General features: G+C 60.4%; 18 protein-coding genes. 4 read left to right on the top strand and 14 right to left on the bottom strand.

The features are described 5' to 3' along the window. Positions 1-20: 20 nt before the first annotated feature. From EYB53_RS01355 to EYB53_RS01345, 3 genes are all read right to left on the bottom strand, one after another. Complete coding sequence (locus EYB53_RS01355) at positions 21-404, bottom strand: hypothetical protein (protein WP_135475926.1); 384 nt, start codon at positions 402-404, stop codon at positions 21-23. Between the two features lie 126 nt (positions 405-530). After that, a complete protein-coding gene (locus tag EYB53_RS01350) occupies positions 531-830 on the bottom strand; it encodes a CsbD family protein (protein ID WP_135475923.1) in 300 nt (99 codons plus the stop codon). Between the two features lie 107 nt (positions 831-937). Beyond that, positions 938-1,192: a GlsB/YeaQ/YmgE family stress response membrane protein gene (locus EYB53_RS01345; RefSeq protein ID WP_216863535.1), complete on the bottom strand. Its 255-nt coding sequence runs from the start codon at positions 1,190-1,192 to the stop codon at positions 938-940. Positions 1,193-1,809: 617 nt separating this feature from the next. On the opposite strand from EYB53_RS01345, the gene EYB53_RS01340 reads away from it, so the two are divergent. From EYB53_RS01340 to EYB53_RS01325, 4 genes are read left to right on the top strand one after another with little or no spacing between them, the layout of a single operon-like run. Beyond that, positions 1,810-3,273 carry a DUF3375 domain-containing protein gene (locus EYB53_RS01340; RefSeq protein WP_135475921.1) on the top strand — a complete coding sequence of 488 codons (1,464 nt, stop codon included), beginning with the start codon at positions 1,810-1,812 and terminating at the stop codon, positions 3,271-3,273. Next, positions 3,263-3,844, top strand: a complete 582-nt coding sequence (locus tag EYB53_RS01335; RefSeq protein ID WP_135475919.1) for a DUF4194 domain-containing protein — start codon at positions 3,263-3,265, stop codon at positions 3,842-3,844. The genes EYB53_RS01340 and EYB53_RS01335 overlap by 11 nt, the downstream gene beginning before the upstream one ends. Next, the gene (locus EYB53_RS01330) at positions 3,825-7,163 is read left to right on the top strand and encodes an ATP-binding protein (protein ID WP_135475917.1); all 3,339 of its coding nucleotides are present in this window, start codon (positions 3,825-3,827) and stop codon (positions 7,161-7,163) included. The genes EYB53_RS01335 and EYB53_RS01330 overlap by 20 nt, the downstream gene beginning before the upstream one ends. Next, positions 7,160-8,317 carry a Wadjet anti-phage system protein JetD domain-containing protein gene (locus EYB53_RS01325; RefSeq protein ID WP_135475915.1) on the top strand — a complete coding sequence of 386 codons (1,158 nt, stop codon included), beginning with the start codon at positions 7,160-7,162 and terminating at the stop codon, positions 8,315-8,317. The genes EYB53_RS01330 and EYB53_RS01325 overlap by 4 nt, the downstream gene beginning before the upstream one ends. A 183-nt stretch (positions 8,318-8,500) precedes the next feature. On the opposite strand, the gene EYB53_RS01320 is transcribed toward EYB53_RS01325, so the two are convergent. The 11 genes from EYB53_RS01320 to EYB53_RS01265 all read right to left on the bottom strand — a co-directional run bounded on the left by EYB53_RS01320 (position 8,501) and on the right by EYB53_RS01265 (position 25,725). After that, positions 8,501-9,700, bottom strand: a complete 1,200-nt coding sequence (locus EYB53_RS01320) for a hypothetical protein (protein WP_135475913.1) — start codon at positions 9,698-9,700, stop codon at positions 8,501-8,503. A gap of 272 nt (positions 9,701-9,972) precedes the next feature. Then, positions 9,973-12,081, bottom strand: a complete 2,109-nt coding sequence (locus tag EYB53_RS01315; protein WP_135475911.1) for an alpha-galactosidase — start codon at positions 12,079-12,081, stop codon at positions 9,973-9,975. Positions 12,082-12,460: 379 nt separating this feature from the next. Continuing rightward, complete coding sequence (locus EYB53_RS01310) at positions 12,461-13,450, bottom strand: 3-oxoacyl-ACP synthase III family protein (protein ID WP_135475908.1); 990 nt, start codon at positions 13,448-13,450, stop codon at positions 12,461-12,463. 18 nt (positions 13,451-13,468) lie between these two features. Then, on the bottom strand, positions 13,469-17,623 hold the full coding sequence (gene mutS, locus EYB53_RS25465) for a DNA mismatch repair protein MutS (RefSeq protein ID WP_371879046.1): 4,155 nt from the start codon (positions 17,621-17,623) through the stop codon (positions 13,469-13,471). Between the two features lie 4 nt (positions 17,624-17,627). Further along, positions 17,628-18,176 (bottom strand): shikimate kinase, encoded by a 549-nt coding sequence (locus EYB53_RS01295; RefSeq protein ID WP_135475906.1) that lies wholly within the window; start codon positions 18,174-18,176, stop codon positions 17,628-17,630. Between the two features lie 60 nt (positions 18,177-18,236). Continuing rightward, positions 18,237-18,866 (bottom strand): hypothetical protein, encoded by a 630-nt coding sequence (locus tag EYB53_RS01290; protein WP_135475903.1) that lies wholly within the window; start codon positions 18,864-18,866, stop codon positions 18,237-18,239. Positions 18,867-18,881: 15 nt separating this feature from the next. After that, a complete protein-coding gene (locus EYB53_RS01285; RefSeq protein WP_167857192.1) occupies positions 18,882-20,321 on the bottom strand; it encodes a hypothetical protein in 1,440 nt (479 codons plus the stop codon). A 152-nt stretch (positions 20,322-20,473) separates the two neighbouring features. Next, positions 20,474-20,806 (bottom strand): circadian clock KaiB family protein, encoded by a 333-nt coding sequence (locus EYB53_RS01280; protein ID WP_135475899.1) that lies wholly within the window; start codon positions 20,804-20,806, stop codon positions 20,474-20,476. A 9-nt stretch (positions 20,807-20,815) separates the two neighbouring features. Further along, positions 20,816-22,270 carry a circadian clock protein KaiC gene (kaiC, locus tag EYB53_RS01275; protein WP_135475897.1) on the bottom strand — a complete coding sequence of 485 codons (1,455 nt, stop codon included), beginning with the start codon at positions 22,268-22,270 and terminating at the stop codon, positions 20,816-20,818. A 43-nt stretch (positions 22,271-22,313) separates the two neighbouring features. After that, complete coding sequence (locus tag EYB53_RS01270; protein WP_135475895.1) at positions 22,314-22,949, bottom strand: cyclase family protein; 636 nt, start codon at positions 22,947-22,949, stop codon at positions 22,314-22,316. 79 nt (positions 22,950-23,028) lie between these two features. Then, positions 23,029-25,725: a hypothetical protein gene (locus EYB53_RS01265; protein ID WP_135475893.1), complete on the bottom strand. Its 2,697-nt coding sequence runs from the start codon at positions 25,723-25,725 to the stop codon at positions 23,029-23,031. Positions 25,726-25,917 lie beyond the last annotated feature (192 nt).

Here is a 25,917-nt window from a genome sequence, read left to right as displayed (position 1 = left end):
CTTCTTTGCAAAGTAGCCCCCTAGCCTCCGACGCTGCGGCCGCGCAGCATGGCGCTCTCGTCACGCTGGGATCGACGCAGGGGTTGGCTTATGCTGGGGCCAAGATCGACGATCTGCACATACAAATCCCGCCCACGGCTCGCCAGCTCAGCCGAGAACTCTAGCTCGTCGCGCAGGGTGTGAACAATGACATCGAGCGGGATACCGCTTGTGCGGGCCTGGGCGACTAGAACACCAAGCTGTGCCTCAAACGTCTCGGCGGTGAGGTCGGAATCGGGGAGGAGCACACCAAAGGTGTTGAGGAGTTGGCAGACCGGGCAGACAACGCCAAATGTACCCTTGGCAGGCAGATCCAGCGGCGTGCCGCAGTTGCTGCAGCGGAGCGATGTAACAAGATTTTGCATAGGACTTTCCTTTTCTTGCGCTCTGGCACACATACAGCGCATCATCCTGTGCGCAGAGCCTGCTGGCCAGCCTTTGCGACGCGACGGGTCTGAGGAGCAGAACCGCCGCGTGGCATGTGATTATCCCTATTTATTGACGTTCTGGCGAGCTTTGCCCTTCTGGGCTTCCGCCTTGCCTTCCGCCTTCATGTGATCGTCGCCAATCAGGCCGCCAACAGCGTCTTTGGTCTCGCCCTTGAGCTCCTCGCCCGTGCCCTTGACCCGCTCCTCCGCCTTCGCGCGGTTCTGGCGAGCCTGACCTTCAACCTGCTCGGCATGGCCTTCCGCCTCTAACTGTTCGTTATGAACCACATCGCCGACAGTCGCCTTCACGGCTCCCTTGATTTCCTCTGCTTTACCCTTCACCCGTTCGGTTCCGTTGCTCATTGTCGAGTCCTTTCTCTAGCGCTGCGCCGCATCGTTCTAGCGATCCGGCGCAGCAACAATATGCGGACACGGAGGTTGAGACGCACCACAACCTCCGTTTTATCGTCCTATGCCAGGCGTCCACGGCGAACAAGATTGACCACGCCGAGAAGAATGATCGCGCCAACCAGCGAGATGAGCATCGCGGTCAGATTTAGGGCACTCTCGTTAATCGTTGGTCCACCAAAGAGAAGCCCACCGATCATGGCACCCACGATGCCAACAATGATATTGACCAAGACACTGTTGCGGTCGCCCAGCACGAGACCCGCAGCCCAACCGATCACCGCGCCGACGATGAGCCATACAAGAAGATTAATCATCGATTTGCCCTTTCAACGGCATACGCCGTTGGATATACGTTTAAATTGCGATAGGGAATGTGGCTTGTACTCTTGAGTATAGCGGCTATGCGCCAGCGCCGGTAGCCGAAAAATTCCGCATGGAGTGTCAGGAGTATCCCTGACAGCGTGAGGGATACCGTTGAGGCTACGTTGCCCCTTCGCCCATCAGGTAGATTTTGTCCTCATCGAAGCGCAGGTAGATGGAGAATTTTCAGGGGTAGCCCAATCAGCCGCCAGCGTTGTCTTTTGGTCCGTGTTGACGTAAAGGCGTAAAGCTGCGCATGCACTTCCCTCAAACTTCCGTGCATGCGCCCCACCAGGGCACCCCTTGCGGGTGCCCGTACACCGGGCCCGGCCCCCGGCCCTGTAGGGGCACCCCTTGCGGGTGCCCCTTGCGGGCACCCCTTGCGGGTGCCCGCAAGGGGTACCGCCGTTTGCGCCGCTGGTTGCATGCACATGCTGCCACATAGCGCGTATGTTTGTATCCGGTTTCGTATGATGCAATCGCCCTGGGTGCATCCCTGCTGCACAAGCAACCAAGCGCACCATGCGGTACAATGGGAGGATAGCTGGAAGATGGGAGTCGAGCAGCAGGCATGATGGATCACGATCAACTTCAATTTGATCTGCGCCAGGCGGCAAGTGTCCGGATGTTGAAGAGTCCGCATGCGCCGTTGATGGTGAGTTTTTTGTATTGTGCCTTTAAGTCCGAACAGCACGCTGCTGTGCCCTATGCCGCCCTGCTTGATCGGCTGGAGACGGCCCTTGAGACGCTGAATGAACGCCATCCCGGGCTCTATCCGCTCAGTGCGGCGGCGTATCTCAAGCAGTGGAGTGATGATGAACATCAGCTTATTCGCATTATTGTCCGCGGGAGCGACGACGCAACAACCGTTGAATTGACTGCCGAGGCCGAGCGCGCCTTGGGTTGGGTTGAGGATTTGTATCGCCGCGAGTTTGTTGGGACTGAGTCGCGCTTTTTGTCGATCTTTCAGTTGCTTGAAGAGATCGCGGTGCGGAGTACCGAAGATGTTGAACAGCGCTTGGCTCAACTCGCGCAGGAGCGTGCGGCGATTGAGGCCGAGATGACCCGGATCCGTGAGACGGGTCGCGTTGAGGCGCTGACTTCAACCCAGATTAGAGAGCGGTTTCTGCAGGCGGGTGAGGTGGCGCGCCAGTTGTTGCGCGATTTTGCCGCCGTTGAACAGAATTTCCGGGCGATTGCCCGCAATGTGCAAGAACAACAACTCCATCCCGAGGCCCGCAAGGGTTCGGTTGTGGGCTATGTGCTCGATGCAGATGAGGCGTTGCACGCTTCTGACCAGGGCCAGAGTTTCTATGCGTTCTGGGAGTTTCTGACGGTGCCTGATCAACAGGATACATTGCGCCATTTGCTCGATCAGGTCTATGGCTTGCCGGCGCTGAGCGATCTGGCCCCTTCCCATCCGCTGCTCTATCGGATGACGCCGGCGTTGCTCGAGGCCGGCGAAAAGATTGTGCAGTCGAACCATCGCCTCGCCGAGCAACTGCGCCGTTTGCTCAACGATCGGGCGCTGGCCGAGAGTCGCCGCGTGCGCGAGTTGATTGATGCGATCAAGCGGCACGCGGCACGCCTGGCCGATGCGCCGCCTCCCGAGGGTTCGTTGCTGGTGCTCGAAGGTTCGCCTGAGGTCAATGTGCCGCTGGAACGCCCCCTCTGGGAGCCGAATGTGGCGACGGTTTTTACGGCCCAGCCCCAGGCAACGGGTGAACTCGACGCTGAGTTGAGCATTGATGTTTTGTATCGCCAGTTTTATGTGGACGAGCAGAAGCTCCAGCAACGCATCGAGACGCTGCTTGCCACGCAGCCTTCGTGTACGCTGGCCGAGGTGCTTGTGGCTTATCCGGCTGAAAAAGGGCTGGCCGAGGTGATCGCGTATCTTTCGCTGGCGAGCCGCGATCCGCGTCATTCGATTGAAGATGAGCTTACCGATCTGATCACGTTGCCAACGACTCCCGAGCTCGCCGAACGCGAGCTTGCCGTGCCCCGCGTTACTTTTCGGAGTGCCTATGCGTCCTGAGCAGCTTGCCCCGTATGCCCCCGCTGTGATTCGCCTGTTGCAGGGCGTCCTTTCCGCCGATGATCCTGGTACCTGGAATCTCTTGCTGCACCATGAAACGCCGGTGCGCGACTATCTGGCGAAGATCGGGCTGGAATTGGTGTTGCATGAGACCGATGGGTACGCGTTTTTGCGTCAACCTGAACTCGAGGGTGAAGAGGGCGAGAAGCTTACGCTGCCGCGCTTGACGCGACGCGATCGCTTGACCTATTATGTGACCTTGATGTGTGCGCTGTTGCGCGAACGCATTGATCAGTTTGAGGCAAGTACGCCCGAGGCCGACCGTCTGATCCTGACGAGCGATGATCTGTATGAGATGATGCGTCCCTTCCTGCGTGAACGCGGCGATGAACGCGCCCTCGTGCGGAAAATTGACGAAACGGCCAGCCGCGTGGTCGAGCTCGGCTTTCTGCGGCGGCTTGCCAACGAGGCCCGCTACGAGGTTCGGCCTGTCATCAAGGCCCGCATTGGCTCTGAAATCCTGGCCGAGGTGCTTGCGCGACTGGAGCAGTATGCAGCTACCGATGCTTGATGAGCAACCCCAATCACGTGAGGGCTTTCGCCTGCAGCGCCTTGAAGTCTATAACTGGGGTACGTTTCATGAACGAGTCTGGACTGTTGAACCGCACGGGGGCACGGCCCTGCTGACAGGGGCGAATGGCTCGGGCAAATCAACGCTTGTCGATGCGCTCTTGACGCTGCTGGTGCCTCCCCGCCCGCGTAGCTACAACCAGGCCTCGGGCTCGCAGAAGAAGGAGCGCGATGAGCGCACCTATGTCCGTGGCGCGTATGGTCGCATCAAGGATCTTGAGAGCCACCACGGGGTTGTGCAGTACTTGCGCGACAAAAAGAGCTACAGTGTCTTGCTGGCGTGCTTCAGGCATGAACAGGCCGGGCAGACGGTGACGCTGGCTCAGGTGCTCTTCTTTGGCAAGGATGATGAGCTCAAGAAGATCTATTGTGTTGCGCCGCGCTCGCTCTCGATTGTTGAGCATTTCCAGCTTGCGAAGGCCGATGAGATCAAGCGCGCCCTGCGCAACCTGGGGGCCGAAGTCTATGACGAGTTCGCCCGCTACAGCCGCGATTTTCTCAAACGCTTTGGCCTGCGCTCAGAAAAGGCGCTCGATCTCTTCAATCAGACCGTGGCGATCAAAGAGATTGGCGGGCTGAATACGTTTGTGCGCCAGCATATGCTGGAAAAGACCGACGCCCAGGGGCGCATCGATCTGCTGCGCGAGCACTATAAGAACCTGACCAGTGCCCACGATGCAATTGCCAAGGCCGAGCAGCAACTTGTGCGCCTGCGTCTGCTGCTGGGCGAGGCCGAACAGCACGCCCAACTCCAGGCGCGCATCGTTGAAGCCGAGCGCTGCGCCGAACAGGTGCCCCGTTTCTTCGCCCGCCGCAAGCTCGATCTGCTCGAACGGGCCATTGCCGTGGCACGGGCTGACCTCGCCGAGCATGCCTCGCACCGGATGGTGCTCCAGGCGCAACTTGCTAGCCAGCGCCAGCAGGAACGCGATCTCTACGCTGCGATCACCAATGATCAGCTTGGGCAACGCCTCGAATCGCTCAAACAAGAGTGCGCCCGGGTGCAGGAACGCATGGTCGATCGTCAGAAGCGGGCCGAACGCTACAATCGCATCGCCGCGGCTCTCGACATTCCTGCGCTCACCGACGAGGCTGCCTTTGTGAACATGCTTCGGCTCAGTCGCCAGAAGTTGCCGCTCATTGACGAGGATCTGCACAAGCTCGAAGTTGCGCGAGATACCATCAAGCAGGAGGAGGGGCGGCTAGCGGCTGAACGCCAACAGCTTCAGCATGAAATTAGCTCGTTGCAGCAGCGCAAAAGCCGGATTCCGTCGGAGGATTTGCGGCTACGCGCCGAACTTGCCGATGCCCTCGATCTTGCTGAGGAAGAGATGCCCTTTGTCGGGGAGTTGCTGAAAGTCCGGGACAGCGAAAAGGCCTGGGAAGGGGCGATCGAGCGGTTGCTGCGCGGCTACGGGCGGCAATTGCTCGTCACCGAAGCCCACTACCGACGGGTTGCCGGGTATGTTGATGGGGCCAACCTGCGTGGCCGCCTGGTCTATCACCGCGTCACCGAGCGCCGTGTTCCCCCGACGACCGCCGGCCTCGATGCCGATGCCCTGATCTTCAAACTCGAGATCAAGCCCGGTAGCGCCATGCACGATTGGCTCAAAGGCGATCTGATTGAGCACTGGAATTATGTCTGTTGCGATCAGATCGAACAGTTCCAGCGCGAGCGTCGGGCGCTGAGCCTCAACGGCCAGATCAAGAGCGGGGCTTCGCGCCACGAAAAGGATGATCGGTTTGCCCTGCATGACCGCACCCGGTATGTGCTTGGCTGGGATAACCGTGACAAGATCGCGGCGCTCAAACGCGAATTGCAAGCCCGCGAACGCGAACTCCAGACGGTACGGGCGGCGCTTCAAACCAATGAGCAGCAGCGCCGCGCATGGCAGCAGCGCCTCCAGGGCTTGCGCGATCTGCTCGCCTTCGACCATTACACCGAACTGGACTGGCGCGCCGACCAGCAGCAGATCACCGCGCTTGAAGCACAGCAGCGCGAACTTGAAGCGACTGCCGACCACTTGCAACAGTTGCAGCGGCAGCGTGAGGCGCTGATCAACCAGATTGCCGCTGATGATCGGCAGCTTGAACAGATCCAGCAACTGATCGGCACGCGTGAAAGCGATCTCAAGCGCTTTGAGCAGCAGCGTGCCGCCTGCATTGCCCAGATTGGCCCCCCAGCGACGGCGCACGAGCCAGCGCTTGCCAGGATCGAGGCGGATCTGAAGGGCAAAACGCTCACCCTCGAGACAATTGACCAGCAACAGAGCGAAAGCGAGCGCTTCTATAACAATAGTGCCCGTAGTCTCGGGAGCAACCTCAGCAAATTGGAAAACAGCGTCATCGCCCAGATTGTCAACTTCAAACGGGATTACCCCGCCGAGACCGTTGACCTCGACAACTCGCTTGCGGCAGTTGGCGAATGTCGGCGGATGTGCGAACGGATCGAACGCGACGACCTGCCAGTCTATCGCCAGCGCTTCAAACAGTGGCTTGATGGCAAAGTCGTCGACTCAATTATTGGCTTTCACACGGCGCTTGAGCAACAGACTGATACGATCCGTGCGAGCATCGCAACCCTCAACCGCTCGTTGCAAATGATTGACTACACCCCGGCGACCTATATCCGCCTGCGTGCCGACCAGACGCGGGACACCGAAGTCCAGGACTTTCGTCGCCAACTGCGCGCCTGCATTCCCGATGTTGGTCAGCGCACTGCCGAGTCCAACGAAATAAGTTTTCAGCGCATCCGCGCCCTCATTGAACGCTTCGAAACCGAGGAACGCTGGACAAGCAAGGTCTCTGATGTGCGCAACTGGCTCGATTTTGCCGCCGAGGAGCGGTACCGTGAGGACGATAAGGAGAAGAATTTCTATTCGGACTCATCGGGCAAGTCGGGTGGGCAAAAGGCCAAACTCGCCTATACCATTCTGGCCTCGGCCATCGCCTATCAGTACGGGCTTGGTCAGGACGAACGCCGCGCACGCACCTTCCGCTTTGTGGTGGTTGACGAAGCCTTTAGCAAATCCGACGAAGACAACGCACGCTATGCGATGAACCTCTTCAAACAGTTGAACCTGCAACTCCTTGTGGTGACACCGCTCGACAAAACCCATGTGGTCGAACCATATATTGAAGCGTGCCACTTTGTCAGCAATACGCTTGACGAGAACGACTCGCGGGTCGTCAATCTGACGATCCGCGAGTATTACGAGCAAAAAGCGGCGTTTGCCCAGTTGTCGCGAGCCGAGCGATGATCACGCCCGACGAGATCGCCGTCAAGGCGAACCGGGCCTATCTCCCGTTTGTGCGGGCCTGGCTCCGTGGCGAACCCTTTACTCCGCTCGATCTTCCGGTGGGTGGTCTGCCTCCCGACTATCGTGCGTTGCAACGCGCCGTCGAGGTACTGTTGCAGGGGGCGCAAGCGCAGCGCGGTGCGGGATACACCGTTGAACTCCAGGTCCGCACCACGCGGGCGTTTGGACAGCAATCCCTGCCGCAGCGCATCCATATCGCCTCTGCTGACGATCTGTTGTTCCTGGCGGGCAAACGCGAAGAGTTTGCCGCATTGATGGACGACGTAGCCTTGATCCGTGCCACCCTGCCCGAGCTTGAAGCGTGGCTCGTTGCCAATCCGCAGCATGTGATCGAACACCATGGCCTATGGCCAGATCTGCTACGGGTCGGTACCTATTTTCGCGCCAACCCGCGCCCCGCACGTTACCTCCGCGAACTCCCCATTGCCGTGCATACCAAATTCATCGAACAGCACACCGGGATCATCGCCCGCTTGCTCGACGTGCTTCTGCCTGAAACCGAGATTGACCTAACCAAAAGGCAATTCGAACAACGTTACGGCCTGCGGTATGATGTGCCACTGGTACGCCTCCGCCTGCTCGATCCATCGCTCGGCGAGCGCCTGGGGCTGCCGCTCACCGATCTCGCCGCCCCGGTAACGGAGCTTGCCGCCCTGCCATGCGCTGGCCTTGACACCATCATTGTCGAAAACAAAATGGTCTTTCTCACGCTACCGCACCGACCGGCGACCCTCGCCATCTTTGGCAGTGGCTTCCAAGTCGAACTCCTACAACAGCTCCCCTGGCTCGCCCACTGCCGCATCTGGTACTGGGGCGACCTTGACGCCCAGGGCTTTCAGTTGCTCGCCCGGCTCCGTGCGCTCTTCCCCCAGGCCTCATCACTCATGATGGACGCCGCAACCCTCGAAACCTTCCGCGCCTTTGCCGTCGCCGGAACGCCCTCCCCAATAGCCGACCTCCCCCAATTAACCCCCGACGAACAAGCCGTCTATGCCAACCTAGTCCAGACCAACCTGCGGCTCGAACAAGAACGCATCAGCCATGCGTACGCCGCCGGGCAGCTGCAAACGCTCACGGCTCCCGCGCCACAATAACCCCAGCGGCGCTGCGTCTAGAAGTAAACGCTGATGAAGATTGTATGAATGAATTGAACACATGTCATGCCCGCGCACGCGGGCACCCAGCGGCGCATCCCGGGTGCGTCGGCCCGCATGGTCATGCCCGCGCACGCGGGCACCCAGCGGCTGTCAGTGCCTGTGCAGAAGATCTGCGTAGGCTTACGGCAGTAACTCGACCTCGAAGCTGTCAAATACAGTCGGCTCCCCAGCCCACAGCCCGGCACCGCCAGTGGCGTGGGTGTTATCGAGGATGCTGCTGAGCGGCTCGCCGTCAACTAAAGCAAGGAAGTTGTTGCCACGAACCTCAATCGTCAGGGTATGCGGTCTGGTTTCTTTGAGTGCGGCACTACTAACCACACTAGAAAGAGAAGTGAAACGGTTACCATAACCATACGCATTATTAGGGTCTGCTTTTATAAACTTGCGCCACTCGCAGTCTCCTTGATCGCAGAAAAATGCATAGCCCTCGGTGTCAGTAAAGCGAAAGATCACGGCAAACATCTTTCCCGTAACATTTGTCGTAATGATGTGATTGTCACCGCTAGGTTTGTAGATGAGTAAACCCTCACTGCCTACGAGCTTGCCATCGACAACCGCCAACCCACTGCGAATAGGCTCCCACTCCTCGCGCATGGTCGCATTGAAGTCATCACGGAAGGCCACATTGCCCGTGGGCTTCGTCGTTGCTGTTTCTTCCGCACTCGCGCTGGGAGGCTCAGGAGTGGGCGTGATGTCGGGCGTAGGCGTGGCGTCGGGGTTGGGCGTCGGGGTTGGGGCCAGCGTCGGGGTGAGCGTCGGGGTCGGGGTGGCGTTGAACCGACGGCGCGCTTCGGCGCGTTGGGTTGCGGCGTCTTTGTAGTTGGGGATGATCGTCAGCGCACGGTCAAACTGCTCGATGGCGTCGGCCCATTGTGCCGCACGGTACGAGGCGATTCCTTGTTGGTAGTAGGCATCGGCCTCTGCTTCGTTGATCTGGCCTAGACGGTCGGCAGTATCCTTGTAGCTGGGGTTGACCTCGATCACTGACTGGAAGACGGCCCGTGCCTGGGTGTAGTCCTGCACAGTCTGGTAGGCTACCCCCGCCTGGTACTGACGCTCGAGCTCGGCATCGCGGGCGGCAACAAGAGCCTGAGCTGTCGCGGTTGCTTGTGTTTCCGCCTCGCTCGTCGCCTGCTGCGCCACCAGTGTTCCCTGTTGGGCTACGCTTGTCTGCGCAACCTCGGTTGCCGTCGCCGCAGCCTGAAGCGCTTGCTGCTGGGCGATATACCAGTATGCACCGCCGCCTAGCCCGGCAAGCACGAGTACGGCGATGATAATCATAAGAAGTGGGTTGCGCGTGCTAACGCGACGGGTAGACATAATATTTTCCTTCACCGCCCGTTCACTGGGCAGACAATTGACCTCACTGTCTTAGTAACGAACGGCAAGAAAAACTGCTTGCGCTAGTTCTTAGCGTGTCTCATCACGCCGGGCGACCAATGCTCCCCGCTCGGTTTCCCCTCTAGCCCCAATACCTTGCAAATAAGCTCACGCGAAGGCGCGAAGGCGCGAAGGGTGAGCGCACCTCCGCTCAAAACTTTGCGCCTTTGCGCCTTTGCGTCAAAAAACGCCTTATTTGAATGGTATGGCTGTCACACCTGCCGTATCCCCACCACACAACTCTCGAAATCGCCGAGACTCAGATCGATCCCGAGGTGCATCCATGCCGCGCCCGAGCGCACTTCGGGCTGACCTTCGATGCTGTAGCTTCGCTGCGGGTCAAGCCCTTGCAAGCGCAGCGGCGGTAGCCGCGTCTGCGCCGGCAGGTGGGTGCGGAAGGCAAACAGCACTGCTTCGGATCGATCTGGCGCGACGTATAGTACCGCCGCGAAGGCGTGGCGCTGCGGTGAGCGTAGCCGGTATAATTCACCGAACTGGACGATCGTGCGGATCGCTTTGTAATGGGCGATCAATGCCGCCGCTTCCGCTCGCTCCTCTGCCGTCCAGCGCACCAGGTGCCCACCAAGGCCCAGGATGCCGCACATGCCGACATGGAAGCGGAAACGCAGTGAGAGATGCGAGGCAGGCAGATCGGCGACCCAGGCGTGCATCGTGTTCGCTGGAAAGATCTGTGAAAACCCTTCCTGCATCGCCAGGAAGCGCGTTGGATCGATGTTGTCGCTCAGTTGGAACTGATCGGCCAACCGCATCAAGCCGAGATCGACCCGCCCTCCACCGCCTGAGCAGTTCTGCCAGACAATCTGCGGGTGCCGCTCACGCAACGCCCCCCAGACTCGGTAGAGGCCTTCGATGTAGCGTACCCACACTTCACGCGGTTCGCCCGGCGCATCGTGCCAGCCTGGCTCGCTGATGTTGCGGTTCATATCCCATTTGATGAAGTCGATCGGGTGTTCGGTCAGCAGGCGATCAAACTGGGCGATCAGATAGTCCTGAACTTCGGGCCGAGCCAGATTGAGGATCAGTTGATGGCGGCTCTCGGTGCGGGCACGGGTCGCAAAGTGCAGCACCCAGTCGGGATGGGTGCGGTAGAGTTCACTCTTCGGGCTGACCATCTCTGGTTCGATCCAGAGGCCAAACGCCATGCCGAGTTCATGCACCCGCCTGATCAGCGGCGTCAGTCCATGCGGAAACTTGTGCGGATCAGGGCGCCAATCACCCAGGGCCGCTGTGTCATCGCTGCGCCCCGCGAACCAGCCGTCGTCGAGCACGAACAACTCTACGCCGAGGGACGCAGCGATTGCGGCCAGTTGCATCTGCGACGCTTCATCAACGTCAAAGTGGGTCGCCTCCCACGAGTTGTAGAAGACCTTTTGCACTTGCCGCGCACCGGGCAAGATCGTCTCACGGATAAAGGTGTGCCAGCAGCGGCTCATTGCGCCGAAGCCAGCAGCGGTGTAGCCGGCGTAGCTCACGGGTGTCGTGAAGGCCTCGCCCGGGCCGAGGCGCCAGGCAAAATCCCAATCATTCAGGCCAATGCCGATGCGTGTCGAGCCAAAATCGGTCACTTCAGCCGCGATTTGCCAGTTGCCACTCCAGGCCAGCGCCCCGAACCAGACCTCCCCAGCGCGTTCATCGGCCCCGGGACCCAGATCTGCTGCCGGATCGCGATCAACGGCAAACCAGGGGCTATGGTGATGGCTACTCGCCAGCCGGCGGCTCTCCAGGCGCTTGACCCCTTCGCTGAGCGGCTCGTGCCGCAGGATCGCTTCGTCCATATGGCGACCGACCATCTGCCGCAGCCGGTAACGTCCGTACTGCGGCAGATGCCAGAGCGCCGACCAGATCCGCTCGATCAGGATCGGTTCCGTCCCGAGGTTCTCGATCCGCACCGCCCGCTCAAGCAGATCATAGGCTTCATAGAGCCGATACAAGAGCGTGACGCGCAGAGGGTAGAACCCATCTTCGAGCGTGATCGCCAGCGTAGGCAGCGGCTCTGACGCTACGGTCGCCCCCACATAACCGAGCACCACATTGCGCACACCGTCGGCAAACGTCACTTTCAGACATGGCTCAACAAAGGTGTTCCCGGTATAGCCGGGGTACTCTTCAGGCGTCAGTTGGGCCGGAGGGTTAAACGAACTCCAACCGTCAGGACTCGGCGGCGGCGGATAATCGGCCAGCGCGGGGAGCCGTGGTCCCCAGTAGCGATGCGTGAGCGCCCCGGCGTCATTCAAGCCGAGCGCATACGCAGTTGACGTCGTTGCCAAGATCCAGCCGGTCGCGTTGGTGAAAATAGGCATTCGCAGTACCCCATAAAAGAAGCTTACCGGAATCGTTTGATCCCTAACCCCATGTACCGTTCAGTAGGCCACCTTGTCACCCTGAGTACCACATGGCCCGCGGGCCAGTGACACCGTGAGCAACCAGTTTGTTGCACCGGCCCGCCCATGTCACCCCGAACGAACGTGAGGGGTCTTCCATGCAGATCCGTGAAGATTCCTCACTGCGCCTGCGGCTTCGTTCGCAATGACCGCAGAGGTGTTGCGCTCCGACCATGAGATTTGTTCCTCAGGAGCGGATCGAAGGGTCTCAGGCGTCCCCACGGCAGCGATGCTTCGCTGCGCTCAGCATGACCATGTGGCACCTTCAAGTGTAATTGGTATAACCCGGAACGGTTGCTTAAAAGATTACCCCAATCGCCCCCAGGGTGAGGCCCGCCCCCGTGCCAAGCAGAACCACCCGCTTGCCTCGCACGATCCGTCCGTCGGCAACCGCTTCGGCGAGCGCCAGTGGGATCGAGGCGGCAATGCAGTTGCCCCGTGAGGGCAGGTTGATGATCAGTTGCTCGCGGCGAAAGCCGTAACGCCGGGCGAGGATTTCAAGGGCATGGCCGCTGGCCTGGTGGGGTACGACGGCGTCTATCTCTTCGCGCGCCCAGCCAGTGCGGACACAAAAGCTGTCGAAGAAGGGCTCAAAGAGCCGCGCGGCTTTTTTGTAGATCGCTGACCCGTTCATCGCAAAGGTGTTCATCTCTGGGGTCGTCGTCGGGTCGTTCGGGTGGTGCAGGGTGCCGCCGCCCAGGATCGCCGTCAGGTCGGCTCCGCTGCTGTAGGTCGCAAATTGCTCCCAGACGACAGCACTCGCTTCGTTGGCGGGCGCGCGAACAAGCACCGCCGCCGCCGCCGCGTCGCCAAAAAGCACGGCACTTTCGGGTTGGTTGGGGTTGAGTGCGTAGCCTGCGCGCTCACTGCTGATGATCAGCGCCGTCCGGTAGCTCCCGGCGGCTACCAGGTGCGCAACGCTTTGCAGCGCCACCAGAAAGCTGAGACACGTGGCATCGATGTCAAAACAGGTGCTGCCTCCGTCGGGTGCGCCAAGTTCGCGCTGTAGGTAGGCGGCGGTGCAGGGAATCGCCTGTTGTCGCCCGCTCGCTGCGGCGACGATCAGGTCAACGTCATCAATGGCAAGCCCTGCGGCAGCCAGCGCACGCTGCCCCGCAATGGCCCCCATGCGCACCGTTGTCTCGTGGGTCGCCCGTCGCCGCTCTTTGATACCCGTGACCCGCTCGATCCACCCAGCTTCGAGGCCGTAATCAGCTTCAAGTTCGGCACTGGTGACGATGCGTTCGGGAAGGTAGTGGCCAAGCCCTGCGATTTTGACATGCAACATAGGATGGTGTCTCTGCTTCTATGGCCGGCGCTCTTCACCGGCAAGACGCTGCAACTCGGCGAGCCGGTTGAGGGCGTCGAGAGGGGTTAGTTCGTTGATGTTGAGCCGACGGAGGTAGGCGATCACGGGACTCGGCGCAAGGTCAAAGAGGCTCAGTTGCCCTTCGTAGGGCGGTGCGCTGAGCGCGACCGGCGCTGGTTCCAACACTGTTTCAGCAGGTCGCGTCGTGGGCCGTGTTCTTGGCGCTGCTGCTGTCTCATCGTGGGCAGGGGGCTCGTCGCTTGGCCCTTGCTCCACTGGGAGACTCGGCGCGGTCGCGCCGTCGCTGCGCCCTCGTGACGGCGACGCAACGCCCGCTGCCGGGTCGGGATGCGCCTGTTCAGCACCTGCTTCGCCGGGGGCAGGATGCCCTCCGGACTCTTTCCCCAACTGCTTGCTCCGCGCTCCTTCGAGTTCACGCAGCAATGCGCTTGCCCGTGCGATCACGGCCTGGGGAATGCCGGCCAGTTGCGCGACGTGAATGCCGTAAGAGCGGTCGGCCCCGCCCCGGCGCAGTTCGTGCAAAAAGACGACCTGCCCCTCTTGTTCGACCGCCGCCATATGATAGTTGCGCAGACGCGGCAAGACCTCTTCCAGCGCCGTCAGTTCGTGGTAATGCGTCGCAAAGAGGGTGCGGCAACGCAGGCGAGGCTCGTTGTGAATGTATTCGACGACCGCCCGCGCAATTGCCATGCCATCGTAGGTCGAAGTCCCGCGCCCAACCTCATCGAGAATGATCAGGCTCCGCCGGGTGCTCTGCAAGAGCAACGCCGCTGTTTCGGTCATCTCGACCATAAATGTGCTCTGGCCGGTCGCGATGTCGTCTTGCGCCCCGATCCGCGTGAAGATTCGGTCAACTAGGCCAATTGTTGCAGCTTCAGCGGGCACAAATGAGCCTATCTGTGCCATCAAGACAATCAAGGCCACCTGGCGCAGACAGGTCGAGTTGTGGCTCACCAGGCCGTTGGCAAGATAGGCGTGATCGTGGTCAACCGACAGATCATAGACCTCGGCCTCGCCGGGGGTCAGGCTGACCACCGGGTCATAGAACGGGCGTTGCTTCGGCACGCGGAGGCTGCGGTTGTGATGCAAAAGCACGTCATTCGGTAACGCATCGAGCGGCAGCGCAACCATCGTCTCTTCGACCGTCGCAATAAGCCCGAGATTGAGCAGCAAGAGTTGGACCTGCTGCGCAATCGTCGCTGATGGCATCAGCCACTGAAGGATGCCGGACGGCTTGAAGGAGGCGTATTTGCTGGCACAGAGACCCTGCAAAAAGGCGACAATGGTCTCGCGGGGCGCACCGAGCAACGCATCCGGTAGGGTACAGGCACATTCGGCAGAGGCGGTCGCCGTGCAACAATCTCGCTCTGAATGGGCCTGCGCAAGGCTGTCATCAGCCGCCGTAGGCAAGGTCTTATCCACCTGTGAAGCGTTAGGGCACTGGTGTGACCTTGCGTCCTTCATACAGCGCCCACTGGTCACCGTCGGAATCTTGCCCCGGCTTCCGAGGTTATGCCCGAGTTGATAGGCGTGGGCCGGGGCAATGGTTGGATCACGCCCCCAGAGATTGATGCCGCATGCGAGGACGAGCCAGTCACCGGGTTGCAGGTCGCCGAGACAGCGCCACACCTCGTGGCCGTCGGGTTGTCGCACGCGCACGCGATGCTCGGGCGTGCCCTCAAGCGTAAAACCGTGCTGCGTGGTCAACCTGATGGTCGCCTGATGCCCCCCGCGATAAAAATGGGTCGCCTCGCGGGGCTGCGCAAGGCCCTGTACGATTCTTCCAAGGGGCGCAAATGTGCCCTCGACTGCCCCAGGTGGCATCAGATCGGCCATCCGCACCAGGCCGTGCTCGCTATAGACCAGGGTCGAACCGACCACACATTTGCCAGCCATGTTGGGGCCAGTGATGATCAGCAGTTGCGCCTCGTCGGTATCGAGCCGCAGATCATTGGGGACAAACGCATCTTCGAGCACCTGCTCGACGACGGGATGGCGCCCGGCGGTAATCTGGAGGCGCGTACTCGCTTCGAGGTTCGGGCGACTATAGCGCCCGCGCACCGCAGCCTCGGCGAGCGAGGCAATCGCATCGAGGTGCGCCAGCGCCCGCGCCGCGTTGCGCAGCCGGTCAACGCCTTTGCTCAGCGCCTCGCACAGCCGCCCGAAGGCATCGCGTTCGAGATCGGTCAGTTGCAACCTGGCCCGATCAATGATCTGCTCGTACTCTTTCAGTTCAGCCGTAATATAGCGCTCGGCACTCACGAGCGTCTGCTTGCGCTCATAATCTTTCGGGATCAGCCGCTCATCCACGTTGCGCGAGAGCTCGATATAGTAGCCAAAGACATTGTTATACCCAACCTTGAGCGCTTTGATCCCGGTACGCTCGCGCTCTTTGCCCTCAAGCCGATCAATAAATTCCTGCGCGTGGCGGCTCGCCTGCACTAGCGCATCCATCCGCAGGTCAAAGCCGGGACGGATCACGCGCCGCGGGCGTTCGCCGCCCTCTTCGGCAGCCCGCAGATAATTGGAAGCCCCAAGCAGCGCCGGCGGATCATCATCAAGCCCCGCCTCGAGCAGGGCAAGCAGATCGCCACATGGATCAAGCAGCGGCGGCTGCGCCACCACCGCCTCTTCAGCGTCCCCAAAGAGATCATCCTCGCCTGCCGCGGACGCCGCTGCCCCCGCGTGCGCAGGGTCAGTGCCACGCTCATCGAAGAGCGCTGCCTCCGCTGGCAAGAGCTCAGCGAGGACACCGCCAGTCGCTGCAAGCACCGCCGGCAGCGCCCGCAGCGAACTGCGCAGTTGCACGAGGTCACGCGGGGTTGCCACACTGGTGCCCTGCGCAATGCGATTGACCGCTCGTTCCATGTCACCCACCGGGCCGAGCGCCTCACGCAAGGCAGCCCGCAACACCGTTTCTTCGACCAACCGCGCCACGGCCGCCTGGCGGGCCAGCAGCGGCTCCAGTTCCAGCAACGGCTGATTGAGCCAGCGGCGCAAGAGCCTCGCCCCCATTGGCGTACGCGTGCGGTCGAGCACACTGATCAGGGCCGTTTTGGCCCCCTGGCGCTGTGGCTCAAGCAACTCAAGGTTGCGGCGGGTCTGGGGATCCAGCAGCATAAAACTGCTTGTTGTATAGACGCGCAGCGTATTGAGTTGGGCCGCATAGTGGCGCTGTGTCTCGTGGACATATTGGAGCAACGCACCGGCAGCGCGGGTTGCCAGGGGGTGCGCATCGAGGCCAAAGGCGGCCAGCGAACCAACGCGCAACTGACGCAGCAACACCTCGGTCGCCTCACGCAGATCCCAGCGCCAGGCTGGCCAAGCCGTCACATGGCCCTGCGTCCAGCGCGCCTCACTCGCCTGGTCAAGCCGTCGGGCGACCCGCTCGTGGGGCAAGAGCATGTCGCGCTCATCTTTGGTCATCGGCGCGAGATCCTGGGTCAAACGGGACTGCGACGGGGCAAACTCGGGCAGGCGCAGGTTCTCAAGATCGGGCACGAGCACCTCGGCAGCCTGGAGGCGCGACAACTCACCGTGCAACTGGGCTGCGCTCCGCTCGCCGTGAAATTCAACCGCCGCAAATTCACCCGTACTCAGATCGGCATAGGCCAACCCGATGGCTTCGCCTTCCACCAGGGCGGCGGCAAGATAATTATTTGTTGTCGCGGCCAGCATCGAGCTATCAACGACGGTTCCGGGCGTAATCACCCGGACAATCTCGCGATGCACCATCTTGCTGCCGTGCTCCGTCGGCGTCGTCTGTTGCAAGCCTGAGGCAAAGACCGAGCGCGGGCGCGTATCATTGCGCGATGCCTCGGTCTCCGTCATCTGCTCGGCAATCGCCACCCGATAGCCCCGCCCGACCAGATCGGTCACATAACGCTCAACCGCGTGGTATGGCATCCCCGCCATTGGCGCATAGAGCTTCTGCTGATCACGGGGCCTGCTCTTGTCAACCGCATAATCTTTGCGGGTCAGCGTCACATCAAGCAATTCGGCGATCAGCTTGGCATCATCATCAAAGGTCTCATAAAAATCGCCAAAACGAAAGAGCAAGATCGCATCAGCCGCCTGATCCTTCAGCTTGCGATACTGGCGATACCAGGCATGAATCTCAATCCTCGCCATGAAGTCAACTCCGTCTCCCACGCACCAGTGCATCTGTATACGCAGCGACAATCTGATCGGCAATCGTCTCAGGCGTGAGCCCACTTGTCTCAACGGTCACATGGGCAACCTCGGCATACCAGGGTGCCCGGGCCGCCCGCATCGCGGCGAGGCGGGTCGCTGCTTCATCGCCAAGGAGCGGGCGTTGTTCCGCGTCGGTGCGCAGGCGCGCCAGCAGCAACCCATCGGGCGCATCAAGCCAGACGACAAACGCATGCTCGCGCAGCAATTGACGATTCGCGGGTCGCAACACAATGCCGCCGCCCGTCGCCACAACGGCCAGTTCACCCGCAAGCGCCTCAGCGAGCGCCTGAGCCTCGCGCTCACGAAACGTCGCCTCGCCGTGGGTCGCAAAAATCGTCGGCACCGGCATGCCAGCCGCGTGCGCCACAAGCGCATCCGTATCACAGAGCGGACGCCCAAGCCGCGCCGCCAGCACCGGCCCCACCGTAGACTTGCCCGCCCCGCTTAGCCCTACCAGCACAACTGGGCATTCAGCTGCCCCCTGCGTCATGATGTCCTCTCACCTTTTTGCTGCTTCCGCATATGATAGCACATTCTGTCCAAAGCATTCTTATGGCGACGGCAGAACCTGCAAGCGCCCTATCCCCGCCAGGCGCTCATCAACGAAAATATGGAGCTCATACGCGCCGATGGGAAGCGGCGCACCAGTGCTGAGCGTAATGCCACTGAGATAATTGCCCCCTTCCGGCTGCGGCAAGAGGCCACTCCGGTCAAGCGTTGGTTGGTGCTGCCCGTTGATGATCCATTCTTCGCGAAAGCGGCCCTCGCTGCTGTCGGTGATGCTGACAGCATAGTAGAGGGTCGTCAGGCCAAAGCTGAAGCTTGTGCCTTCTTCAAGCAGTTCGTCACCATTGCGACCTGCACCAAAACGCACCCTCGCGCTTGGCCCCGGTGCCTCGGCGATCACTGGGATCCAGACCTGAAAGGGCTGCTCGTTCAACCCCCGCCCCGCTGGCGCCCTGGCCGACTGCGAAGGTGGCGCAGTTTGCCCTGGGGTCGTGCTCAAGAGCGAGGGGCGTTGTTCGGTGGAGTGAAGAGCCGCACGCTGCCAGACAAGCGGCAGATTCTCAAAAGATGCCCTGGAAGCAACACTATTCGCCTCGCCGCGCACTGTCACGACCAGCAGAGCGAGCAGCATCACCAGGGTGCCATAGCGCCATATGCTCAACCATCGTGGCATGATCTGATCCTCCCTCTACCCTCGTGGTCGGCTGACGCGACGCAAGGCAACTCCGGCGATCAGGATCAGCACGGCAATGAAGACCGGTGCCGTCGTCAGTCCGCGGCTCCCCGTCACCGGCAACGTCGCAGGCTGGCCCGCAGCCTCCGTCGGCGTTGTCTCGGCACTGCCTTGCGTTGGTTCCGTTGTCGGCGTTGGTGTCGTCGTCTCCAGGGTCGGCGTAGGGGCAACCGTGCTCGTCACCGTCGCCGTCGCGCTGACCGGGGTTGGGGTCGGCTGCTCGTCTTCGATCGGCCCAACGACTGGTGTTGGTGTCGGCAGCTCGGCCCCACCCGGGCCACGCAGGCGAATGCGTACCTCGGCCTCGCGGGGTGATACGACCGCATTGCCAAACTCGTCGGCCACATTGACGGCATTGGCCCGATTGACGACGGCATCTTCAATCGGCCCGTTGACCCGATAGGCCGTCGTAAACGAGACCATCGCTTGCGGGGCCAGACGTTCGATGCCGAGGCTTGCCAGCAGATCATCCCAGCGCAACTCACCAGTCACCGGATTATGGAAATCGGGCGGCACACTCGCCCCGGTGAAGGTGAGCAGATCGGGGCGGTAGAAATCCACGACCGGCGCACGGACAATATCGGCGAACCCGTCGTTGCGCAGCGAAAGCGTAAAGCTAATCACGGGCGTATCAAGTTGCACAAAACTCTCGACAAGTGCCTTCTCGATCACAATGCGCCCACCCTTGATCGTACCCCCGGCATTATCTTCGGCTGCCGCGCCCCCTTCGCCCCCCAGTCCTTCGCCAGCCTCGACGCGCACCCGATTGATGACCTCATCCTCGATCGTGATCGCCCGAAAGACGACGATCACTTCGATCGTCTCGCCAGGAGCAAAATCACCAAAGGTATCGCTCAGATTTGCCCAGCGTAAGATACCTGGTTCTTGACTCGTCGGTGGCGGCACCATCAACGCAACCACCGGATCAAGGATCGCGGTCTGATACTCATCAACGAGCGGCAGTTCCGTGATCACGGTTGAACCAGTATTGCGAATCTGAATCGTAAAAGTGAGGTACTGGCCGACCTGAACTTCATCACTACCAAGCAGTGTCTTGCTGATCTCGAGACCTACCTCCTGTGCCGGTGCCGGCAGCGGCGTCACAGTGCCACTCGTTGCCTCAGGTGGCGGCATCGTCATCGTAGGGCGAACCGTAGCTGTTGCCGAGGCGGTGATCGTCGCAGTTGCAGGCGGTGATGAGGGAAGCGTTGGGCTCGGGAGAACGGTGGCAAAGCGTGTCGGTGTCGTGTCTGGTGAAGGGGTAAATGATGGCGTTGGGGTGGATGTGAACGTGGGAAGCGCCTGGGCGAACGGTGCGGCCCGTGCCTGGGTGCCGGTCAGCACAAGCAAACCAATCCATACGCAGCAAACAACAAGAGCGTGGAGTCTCGACATCGTCAACCTCCCGTCTTTGCGAAGGGCTAGCGCCCCCCTGTCATTCCCGCGCACGCGGGAACCCAGACCACCGTCCCGCTCCAAACGTTGCGCCATTGCGCCATTGCGTCAAAAGGTAGTGGCCCTCACCCCCACATTGACGCGCATGCGCGTCAATGTGAGTGTTGCGCAATTTCAAGCCCTACCAGCACCCGCTCGGTATTGGAGAGATCGCCGATGATTTTCCGGACGGGCGGTGGCAACGCACGAATCAGGGTTGGCAAAGCCAGGATCTGATCCGTACTGGCCCGCTCAGGATCATCGATCACATCAATCACCTCGATATGATGCTTGTCAGGCAGATGCTCTTCGCAAATTGCCTGCAAATTGGCAATCGCCGTCAGTGAGCGCATCGCATGCCCCGCAACATAGAGCCGAAGGATCCAGAACTCGCTTTGGTCGGTGGGAAGATCCGGTAACTGCTTTGACACATTCTGCTCACTCATAGATCCTCCTTATGATGATAGCTGCAGGCTGGAAGAAGGTATTTCGATCAGACTGATTCCCTCCGATGAGAGGACGAGTTTGCGGATTTGATTGGAATGCGCCATACCCCGCGATTTCAAGATATACAACCCACGGTTGCGTTTCCCGTGCATCTCTAGGTTGCGCACGAGCAACCATGTATCAACCAGCGACGAAACGCCGATATCGGTGCCCTCAGGATCCTGTCCCATCACGCTCAGGCTAGTCAGCAAGAGCGTGATGCCATGTTGTTTGCAGAAATCAATGAGCCGGGTGAAGAGAGCCCGTACTTCGCTGTTGAAGCCCTGGGAGATCAGGCTGGTGATCGGATCAATAATGACGACGGACGGTTTGATGCGGGCGATCTGGTCGGTAATCGTCGCAAGATGCAATTCCAGGCCAGCGAGCGTTGGGCGTACTGCGTGGAAATGCAAACATTCCTTGGTAAACGCAGGCTCCAGATCGATCCCAATCGAGCGCACGTTGCGTATGATCTGCGCGGGCGACTCTTCAAAGGCAACAAAAAGCGTATGTTCGTTACGTGCGTACGCCGCTGCCGCAAACGCTGAAGAGAGACTCGTTTTCCCCGTCCCAGCCGTCCCTGAAATCAGGATCGTACTCCCTTTATAATAACCACTCCCCCCGAGCATCTCGTCTAGTCCGGTCACCCCGGTGCTGATTCGCTCGGTGCCTACATTATAGTCAAGGCCGAGCGCCGTGATGGGAAAGACCGTGAACCCGTGCTGATCAATTAAAAAGGGGTATTCATTGGTGCCGTGCATCGTACCGCGATATTTGACAATGCGGATCCGGCGGGTCGAGAGTTGCGAGGTGACGCGGTGATCGAGCACGATGACACAATCCGCGACATATTCCTCGAGCCCGTGACGGGTGAGCGTGCCGTCGCCGCGTTCGGCGGTGACCACCGCAGTCACCCCGCGCTCTTTGAGCCAGCGAAAGAGGCGGCGCAACTCGGCGCGAATCAGCGCTTCGTCGTGGAGCCCGCTGAAGAGGACTTCCAGGGTGTCGAGCGCTACGCGTTTGGCCCCAATGCGGTCAAATGCATGCTCAAGCCGAATGAAGAGCCCATCAAGCGTATATGCCCCGACCTCCTCAATTTCACTCCGCTCCAGGTAGATATGCTCAATCCACAGCAAGCCACGCTCGCGCAGATCGTCGAGATCAAAACCCAGCGAGGCCACATTGTTCACCAGTTCTTCCGGGGTCTCTTCAAAGGTCACAAAGACCCCCGGTTCGTCGTAGAGGGTGGCCCCACGCACGAGAAATTCCATTGCCAAAAGCGTTTTGCCGCATCCTGCGCTACCAGCAACCAGCGTCGGGCGCCCTTGCGGTAGACCACCAGCCGTGATTTCATCAATCCCATAAATGCCAGTTGGCGTTTTTGCAAGGTGGCGAGGGGTTGAAATAGGAATGGTGTTGCTCATAAGATTCTCCTCTTTGTCCACAACGACGCAGTGTGGTGCCCTGTTACCCCTCAACTAAGACTGCGCGTACTGGTGCTCCATCAACACCTTGCAATTTGAGCGGTAGGCAGAGAAGCGTTGCCTTTCCCGGTTGTACGTCGGTCAAGACAACCCCTTCGAGGATCAGGACGCCATGCCCCAGCAAGATATGATGCGCAGGCAGGGTCGGCGTATGCGGAGGGTCGACCGATAGATAATCAATGCCCACCAGTCGCACCGCCTGCTGTACCAGATAGGTCGCAGCCTCGGGCGTCAAATAGACATAATCATGGCAAAACGCAGGTCGCTCAAGCAAGCCATCGCTGGTATTGCGGGTACGGAAGAGCACCATCTCGCCAGGCTTGAAGCAATGGCGGGCAACCTCTTCGGCGGTAATCGCGGTTGGATGCTCAATCGCGATGATCTGCGCAGGCCCACACAGATCGGCGAGGGGCACGTCATCGAGGCTCGCCCCATCGGCAAAAATGTGCCGTGGCAGATCGATGTGCGTCCCGAAGTGGGTGGTTGCGTTCTTGATCGCCGTAATATTGACGCCATCGGCAGCAATGGTGCAGTGCGGTTCAAGGCACACCGGCGCGTCGCCCGCATAGACCGGCATTGTCGCATTGATGAGCATCGAAAGATCATGAAGGATGTTCATACCCTGCTTCCTTCTGGCCCATTCTCTCTTGCCTAGATTGTACCCCGGATTGCACGATTCTGCTGACCGCAGTTTCTGTCTATCGTTCAACCACCCCGGTTAAGGGCAAGACGACAATCTGTGCATCCTGTAGCACCCCTGCGACAAGCTGAAATTGCGCCACAGGCAACCCCTGGTCATCGGGGTCGTCAGGGTTCACCAGATACGCGATGTATCGACCATCCTCAGGTTTGCCACGCTCGGTCAACCAGGCTCCCTGAGGGTTGAGCAGATCAACCTCAAACCGCACCCGCGCATCCTTCACCGGCAGAGCGCCCTCGACCAGGCGGATCGGGCGATCATCGTAGGCCGCAGCCCCACGGATGCGCAAACCAAGGGTCGCGGTACCACTTGCGGTCTTCTCGATGATGAGCGAGGAACCGACAAAAGCGCCGGTGCTAGTCAGTGCTCGTCCTGGGATGCTCTGAACGGTTGCCGGTTGCTGATCATGCAGCAGGCGGACGCGCAGGAACACCGCATCAGGGGCAAGGTGCAAGGCCGTCAACCCAGCTGTGAGTGGCAGACGAAGCCGACTCAGCCCCGACGCATACCTGAGGCTCGCGTTGCCCCCGGTGAGTTCGCCGGCCCGTTGCGCTGCAATGTCGAGCTCGACCATCATTGGTTCGGCAGCGCGACGGGGCACAGTGACTTTGCCGAGTTGGATCCGACCCTCCTCTACCTTGATCGTTACCTGGTTCGGATAGGTCGGGTGAAACATGCCGGACGCAACCACTCCCAGTTCCAGGTTTGCCACCAGGGTTGGATCAGCCGCATACAACGTCAACCCGTGCGCACTCCACACCTGATTGGCAACCCGGTAGCCGTAGCGTTCAGGATCTTCGGCACTGGCAAGCAGCGCATACGAAGGGATCATGCCAACGGGAAGCGGCGCAAAACTTCCATAGTAGCGAATCCGCCCCGGCCCATAGATGGTGCTCCCGGCCTCTTGCCAGGCCCGGCTTAGACTGAGTACCGCCAGCCCTGGCATGCGTTCGTCGTTGCTGATCAGCACATGGGGCGGGGGCCGAGTCGCATCGAGGGGAAGGCTCCGCCGTGGATCAGGGGTGAGCCGATAGAGCAAGGCTGCACCAATCTGCCCCCGCATCGTCACTTCAGGCTGCGCTTCGAACCCACCTGTCAACGCGGCGAACGCCTCTGGGTTGTACTGGTCGGCATGGATCACGAGCGTATCCACGCCAAGCAAGCGCAGATAATCAACAATCTGCGGGTTTGGTAAGCTCTGCAGGCTACGCAAAAGATCGAGCGTCCCAAATGGGATCAGCGCGCCATAGGCGATGGGCAACTTCTTCCAATGCAACAGCGAGGCAAAATGGCGCTCGGTCGTGCGTTGCAGGTCATCGCCACGCGCCAGCGCACCAACGGGCAACTCGATCATTACCTGCACATCCGCATAGGCTGGTGTCCCCAGGGTCGCATAGAGCGGATCAAGCCGCCCGAGCGCTTGTTCACGAAGCGTCAACGGGGCCACCCCGTGCTCGCCAAGGATAAGCGCACTACAGAGCGTAACCAGCCCAAGCTGTTGCCAGGAGGGGCGTCGTTCGATCAGGCGACTCAGGCTCAGTGCCGCGAGCGGTGCAAGCGCAAGCAACGCGATCAACCCCCAGCGCGACGGCACGCGCATCGCACCAAATCCGGGGATCACCTGATACAACAACGGGTAGGGTGTCGGCACCGGCAAAGGCGGATCGCCACGTTCCCAGCGCAAGCCAGTGCCAAAACTGAGCAGGATAGCAACCGCGAACGTCAACCACCAGAAGCGTGTCCGCCACGAACGCGGCACAATCACGGGGCTGAGCATCGCAAGCCCGAGCGTAACAAAACCCGCAAAGAGCGCCAGTTCGTGAGGCGCCTGCGGCAACAGCTTAGTGCGCCCATAGAGCCAGTTCTCGGGCAGTACGGCAAAAAAAGCCGACAATGGGGCTGACCAGTGATCAAGCTCACGGATGGTGCGGACGATCCCCAGGGTGCGATAGATTTCGAGATAGGGCAGCAAGAAGGGCACACACACCAGCAGCGCAAGCACGCCCCCGGCGCTGAGCCGACCGAGATACATCCACGGGAACGCTGTCCCCGTGCGCACCCGTGCCCAGAGCACAGTGAGCACCCAGAACCCCACATACCCAAGGATCAAAGGGGCCAGAAAAAAGCCATAGTAAAAAGCATTCGCCGCCTGCAACCCCGACCAGAACCCGACCCTCAACGCATCGCGCCAGCTTCCCCCACCCTCTTGCTCGGGCTGCAAGAAGCGCACTAACGCCGCCATCGCGAGGGCCATCCAGCCACTCTGCAACAAATTCAGCTGCATAATATGGGCAAAGCGATAGGTCGAAAAGGCAAAAATAAGGCCACCGACAAATGCAGCCCCGGGCTGCGCCCCAAGGGCACGGCTCAACGTGTACCCACCCCACCCGGCCACCACAAAACTCAGCAAAACCAGCAGATTATGCGCCAGCACGGGATTATTGCTCAGCCAGATCACCGGGGCGGCCAGCAGCGAAAGGATCAAATGATGGTCGTGGTACGCTGCTGTCGAGGGATAGGGGTAAAAGATCGGAGCATGCCAGACTTGCAACGGATCATGCGCCAGGGCATACGCATTCCAGGCCAGAATCCAGGTTTGCTGCAGCGTATCAGCATTCTCGGTGAGTGCGCTATCGAGGTGCAACGCCAGCGGCCAGGTCATCCCAATGGCGATCACCACATAGAGCAGGGACATCAACCAGAATTGATGAGAGAAAGAAAAATGTTTCATGCCGAACGAGGCAGGTTAAAAAAGAGTAAAAGACGAGTATACCACATGACTCAAAAGCCGCTGGGTGTGACCTAACGCCCCGTAAGGCCGAAGCACCCGCCCCGCCAGACGCATGGCAACGGGCCAGCATGCATAGCGCGTGCTTCGGCCCACCCA

The sequence above is a fragment of the Candidatus Chloroploca mongolica genome (assembly GCF_004762035.2).
Lineage (GTDB): Bacteria > Chloroflexota > Chloroflexia > Chloroflexales > Chloroflexaceae > Chloroploca > Chloroploca mongolica.
Note: the sequence above shows the minus strand (reverse complement) of the source record. Positions and strands in the feature narration are given on the sequence as shown.

What these genes read in the sequence shown, in the direction of transcription:
- EYB53_RS01295 (WP_135475906.1), bottom strand. Translation starts at nt 18,176, where the DNA reads ATGACGCAGGGGGCAGCTGAATGCCCAGTTGTGCTGGTAGGGCTAAGC.
- EYB53_RS01325 (WP_135475915.1), top strand. Translation starts at nt 7,160, where the DNA reads ATGATCACGCCCGACGAGATCGCCGTCAAGGCGAACCGGGCCTATCTC.
- mutS (WP_371879046.1), bottom strand. Translation starts at nt 17,623, where the DNA reads ATGGCGAGGATTGAGATTCATGCCTGGTATCGCCAGTATCGCAAGCTG.
- EYB53_RS01285 (WP_167857192.1), bottom strand. Translation starts at nt 20,321, where the DNA reads ATGTCGAGACTCCACGCTCTTGTTGTTTGCTGCGTATGGATTGGTTTG.
- EYB53_RS01315 (WP_135475911.1), bottom strand. Translation starts at nt 12,081, where the DNA reads ATGCCTATTTTCACCAACGCGACCGGCTGGATCTTGGCAACGACGTCA.
- EYB53_RS01320 (WP_135475913.1), bottom strand. Translation starts at nt 9,700, where the DNA reads ATGTCTACCCGTCGCGTTAGCACGCGCAACCCACTTCTTATGATTATC.
- EYB53_RS01335 (WP_135475919.1), top strand. Translation starts at nt 3,263, where the DNA reads ATGCGTCCTGAGCAGCTTGCCCCGTATGCCCCCGCTGTGATTCGCCTG.
- EYB53_RS01350 (WP_135475923.1), bottom strand. Translation starts at nt 830, where the DNA reads ATGAGCAACGGAACCGAACGGGTGAAGGGTAAAGCAGAGGAAATCAAG.
- kaiC (WP_135475897.1), bottom strand. Translation starts at nt 22,270, where the DNA reads ATGAGCAACACCATTCCTATTTCAACCCCTCGCCACCTTGCAAAAACG.
- EYB53_RS01270 (WP_135475895.1), bottom strand. Translation starts at nt 22,949, where the DNA reads ATGAACATCCTTCATGATCTTTCGATGCTCATCAATGCGACAATGCCG.
- EYB53_RS01290 (WP_135475903.1), bottom strand. Translation starts at nt 18,866, where the DNA reads ATGCCACGATGGTTGAGCATATGGCGCTATGGCACCCTGGTGATGCTG.
- EYB53_RS01330 (WP_135475917.1), top strand. Translation starts at nt 3,825, where the DNA reads ATGCAGCTACCGATGCTTGATGAGCAACCCCAATCACGTGAGGGCTTT.
- EYB53_RS01355 (WP_135475926.1), bottom strand. Translation starts at nt 404, where the DNA reads ATGCAAAATCTTGTTACATCGCTCCGCTGCAGCAACTGCGGCACGCCG.
- EYB53_RS01265 (WP_135475893.1), bottom strand. Translation starts at nt 25,725, where the DNA reads ATGTCCCTGCTCTATGTGGTGATCGCCATTGGGATGACCTGGCCGCTG.
- EYB53_RS01345 (WP_216863535.1), bottom strand. Translation starts at nt 1,192, where the DNA reads ATGATTAATCTTCTTGTATGGCTCATCGTCGGCGCGGTGATCGGTTGG.
- EYB53_RS01310 (WP_135475908.1), bottom strand. Translation starts at nt 13,450, where the DNA reads ATGTTGCATGTCAAAATCGCAGGGCTTGGCCACTACCTTCCCGAACGC.
- EYB53_RS01280 (WP_135475899.1), bottom strand. Translation starts at nt 20,806, where the DNA reads ATGAGTGAGCAGAATGTGTCAAAGCAGTTACCGGATCTTCCCACCGAC.
- EYB53_RS01340 (WP_135475921.1), top strand. Translation starts at nt 1,810, where the DNA reads ATGATGGATCACGATCAACTTCAATTTGATCTGCGCCAGGCGGCAAGT.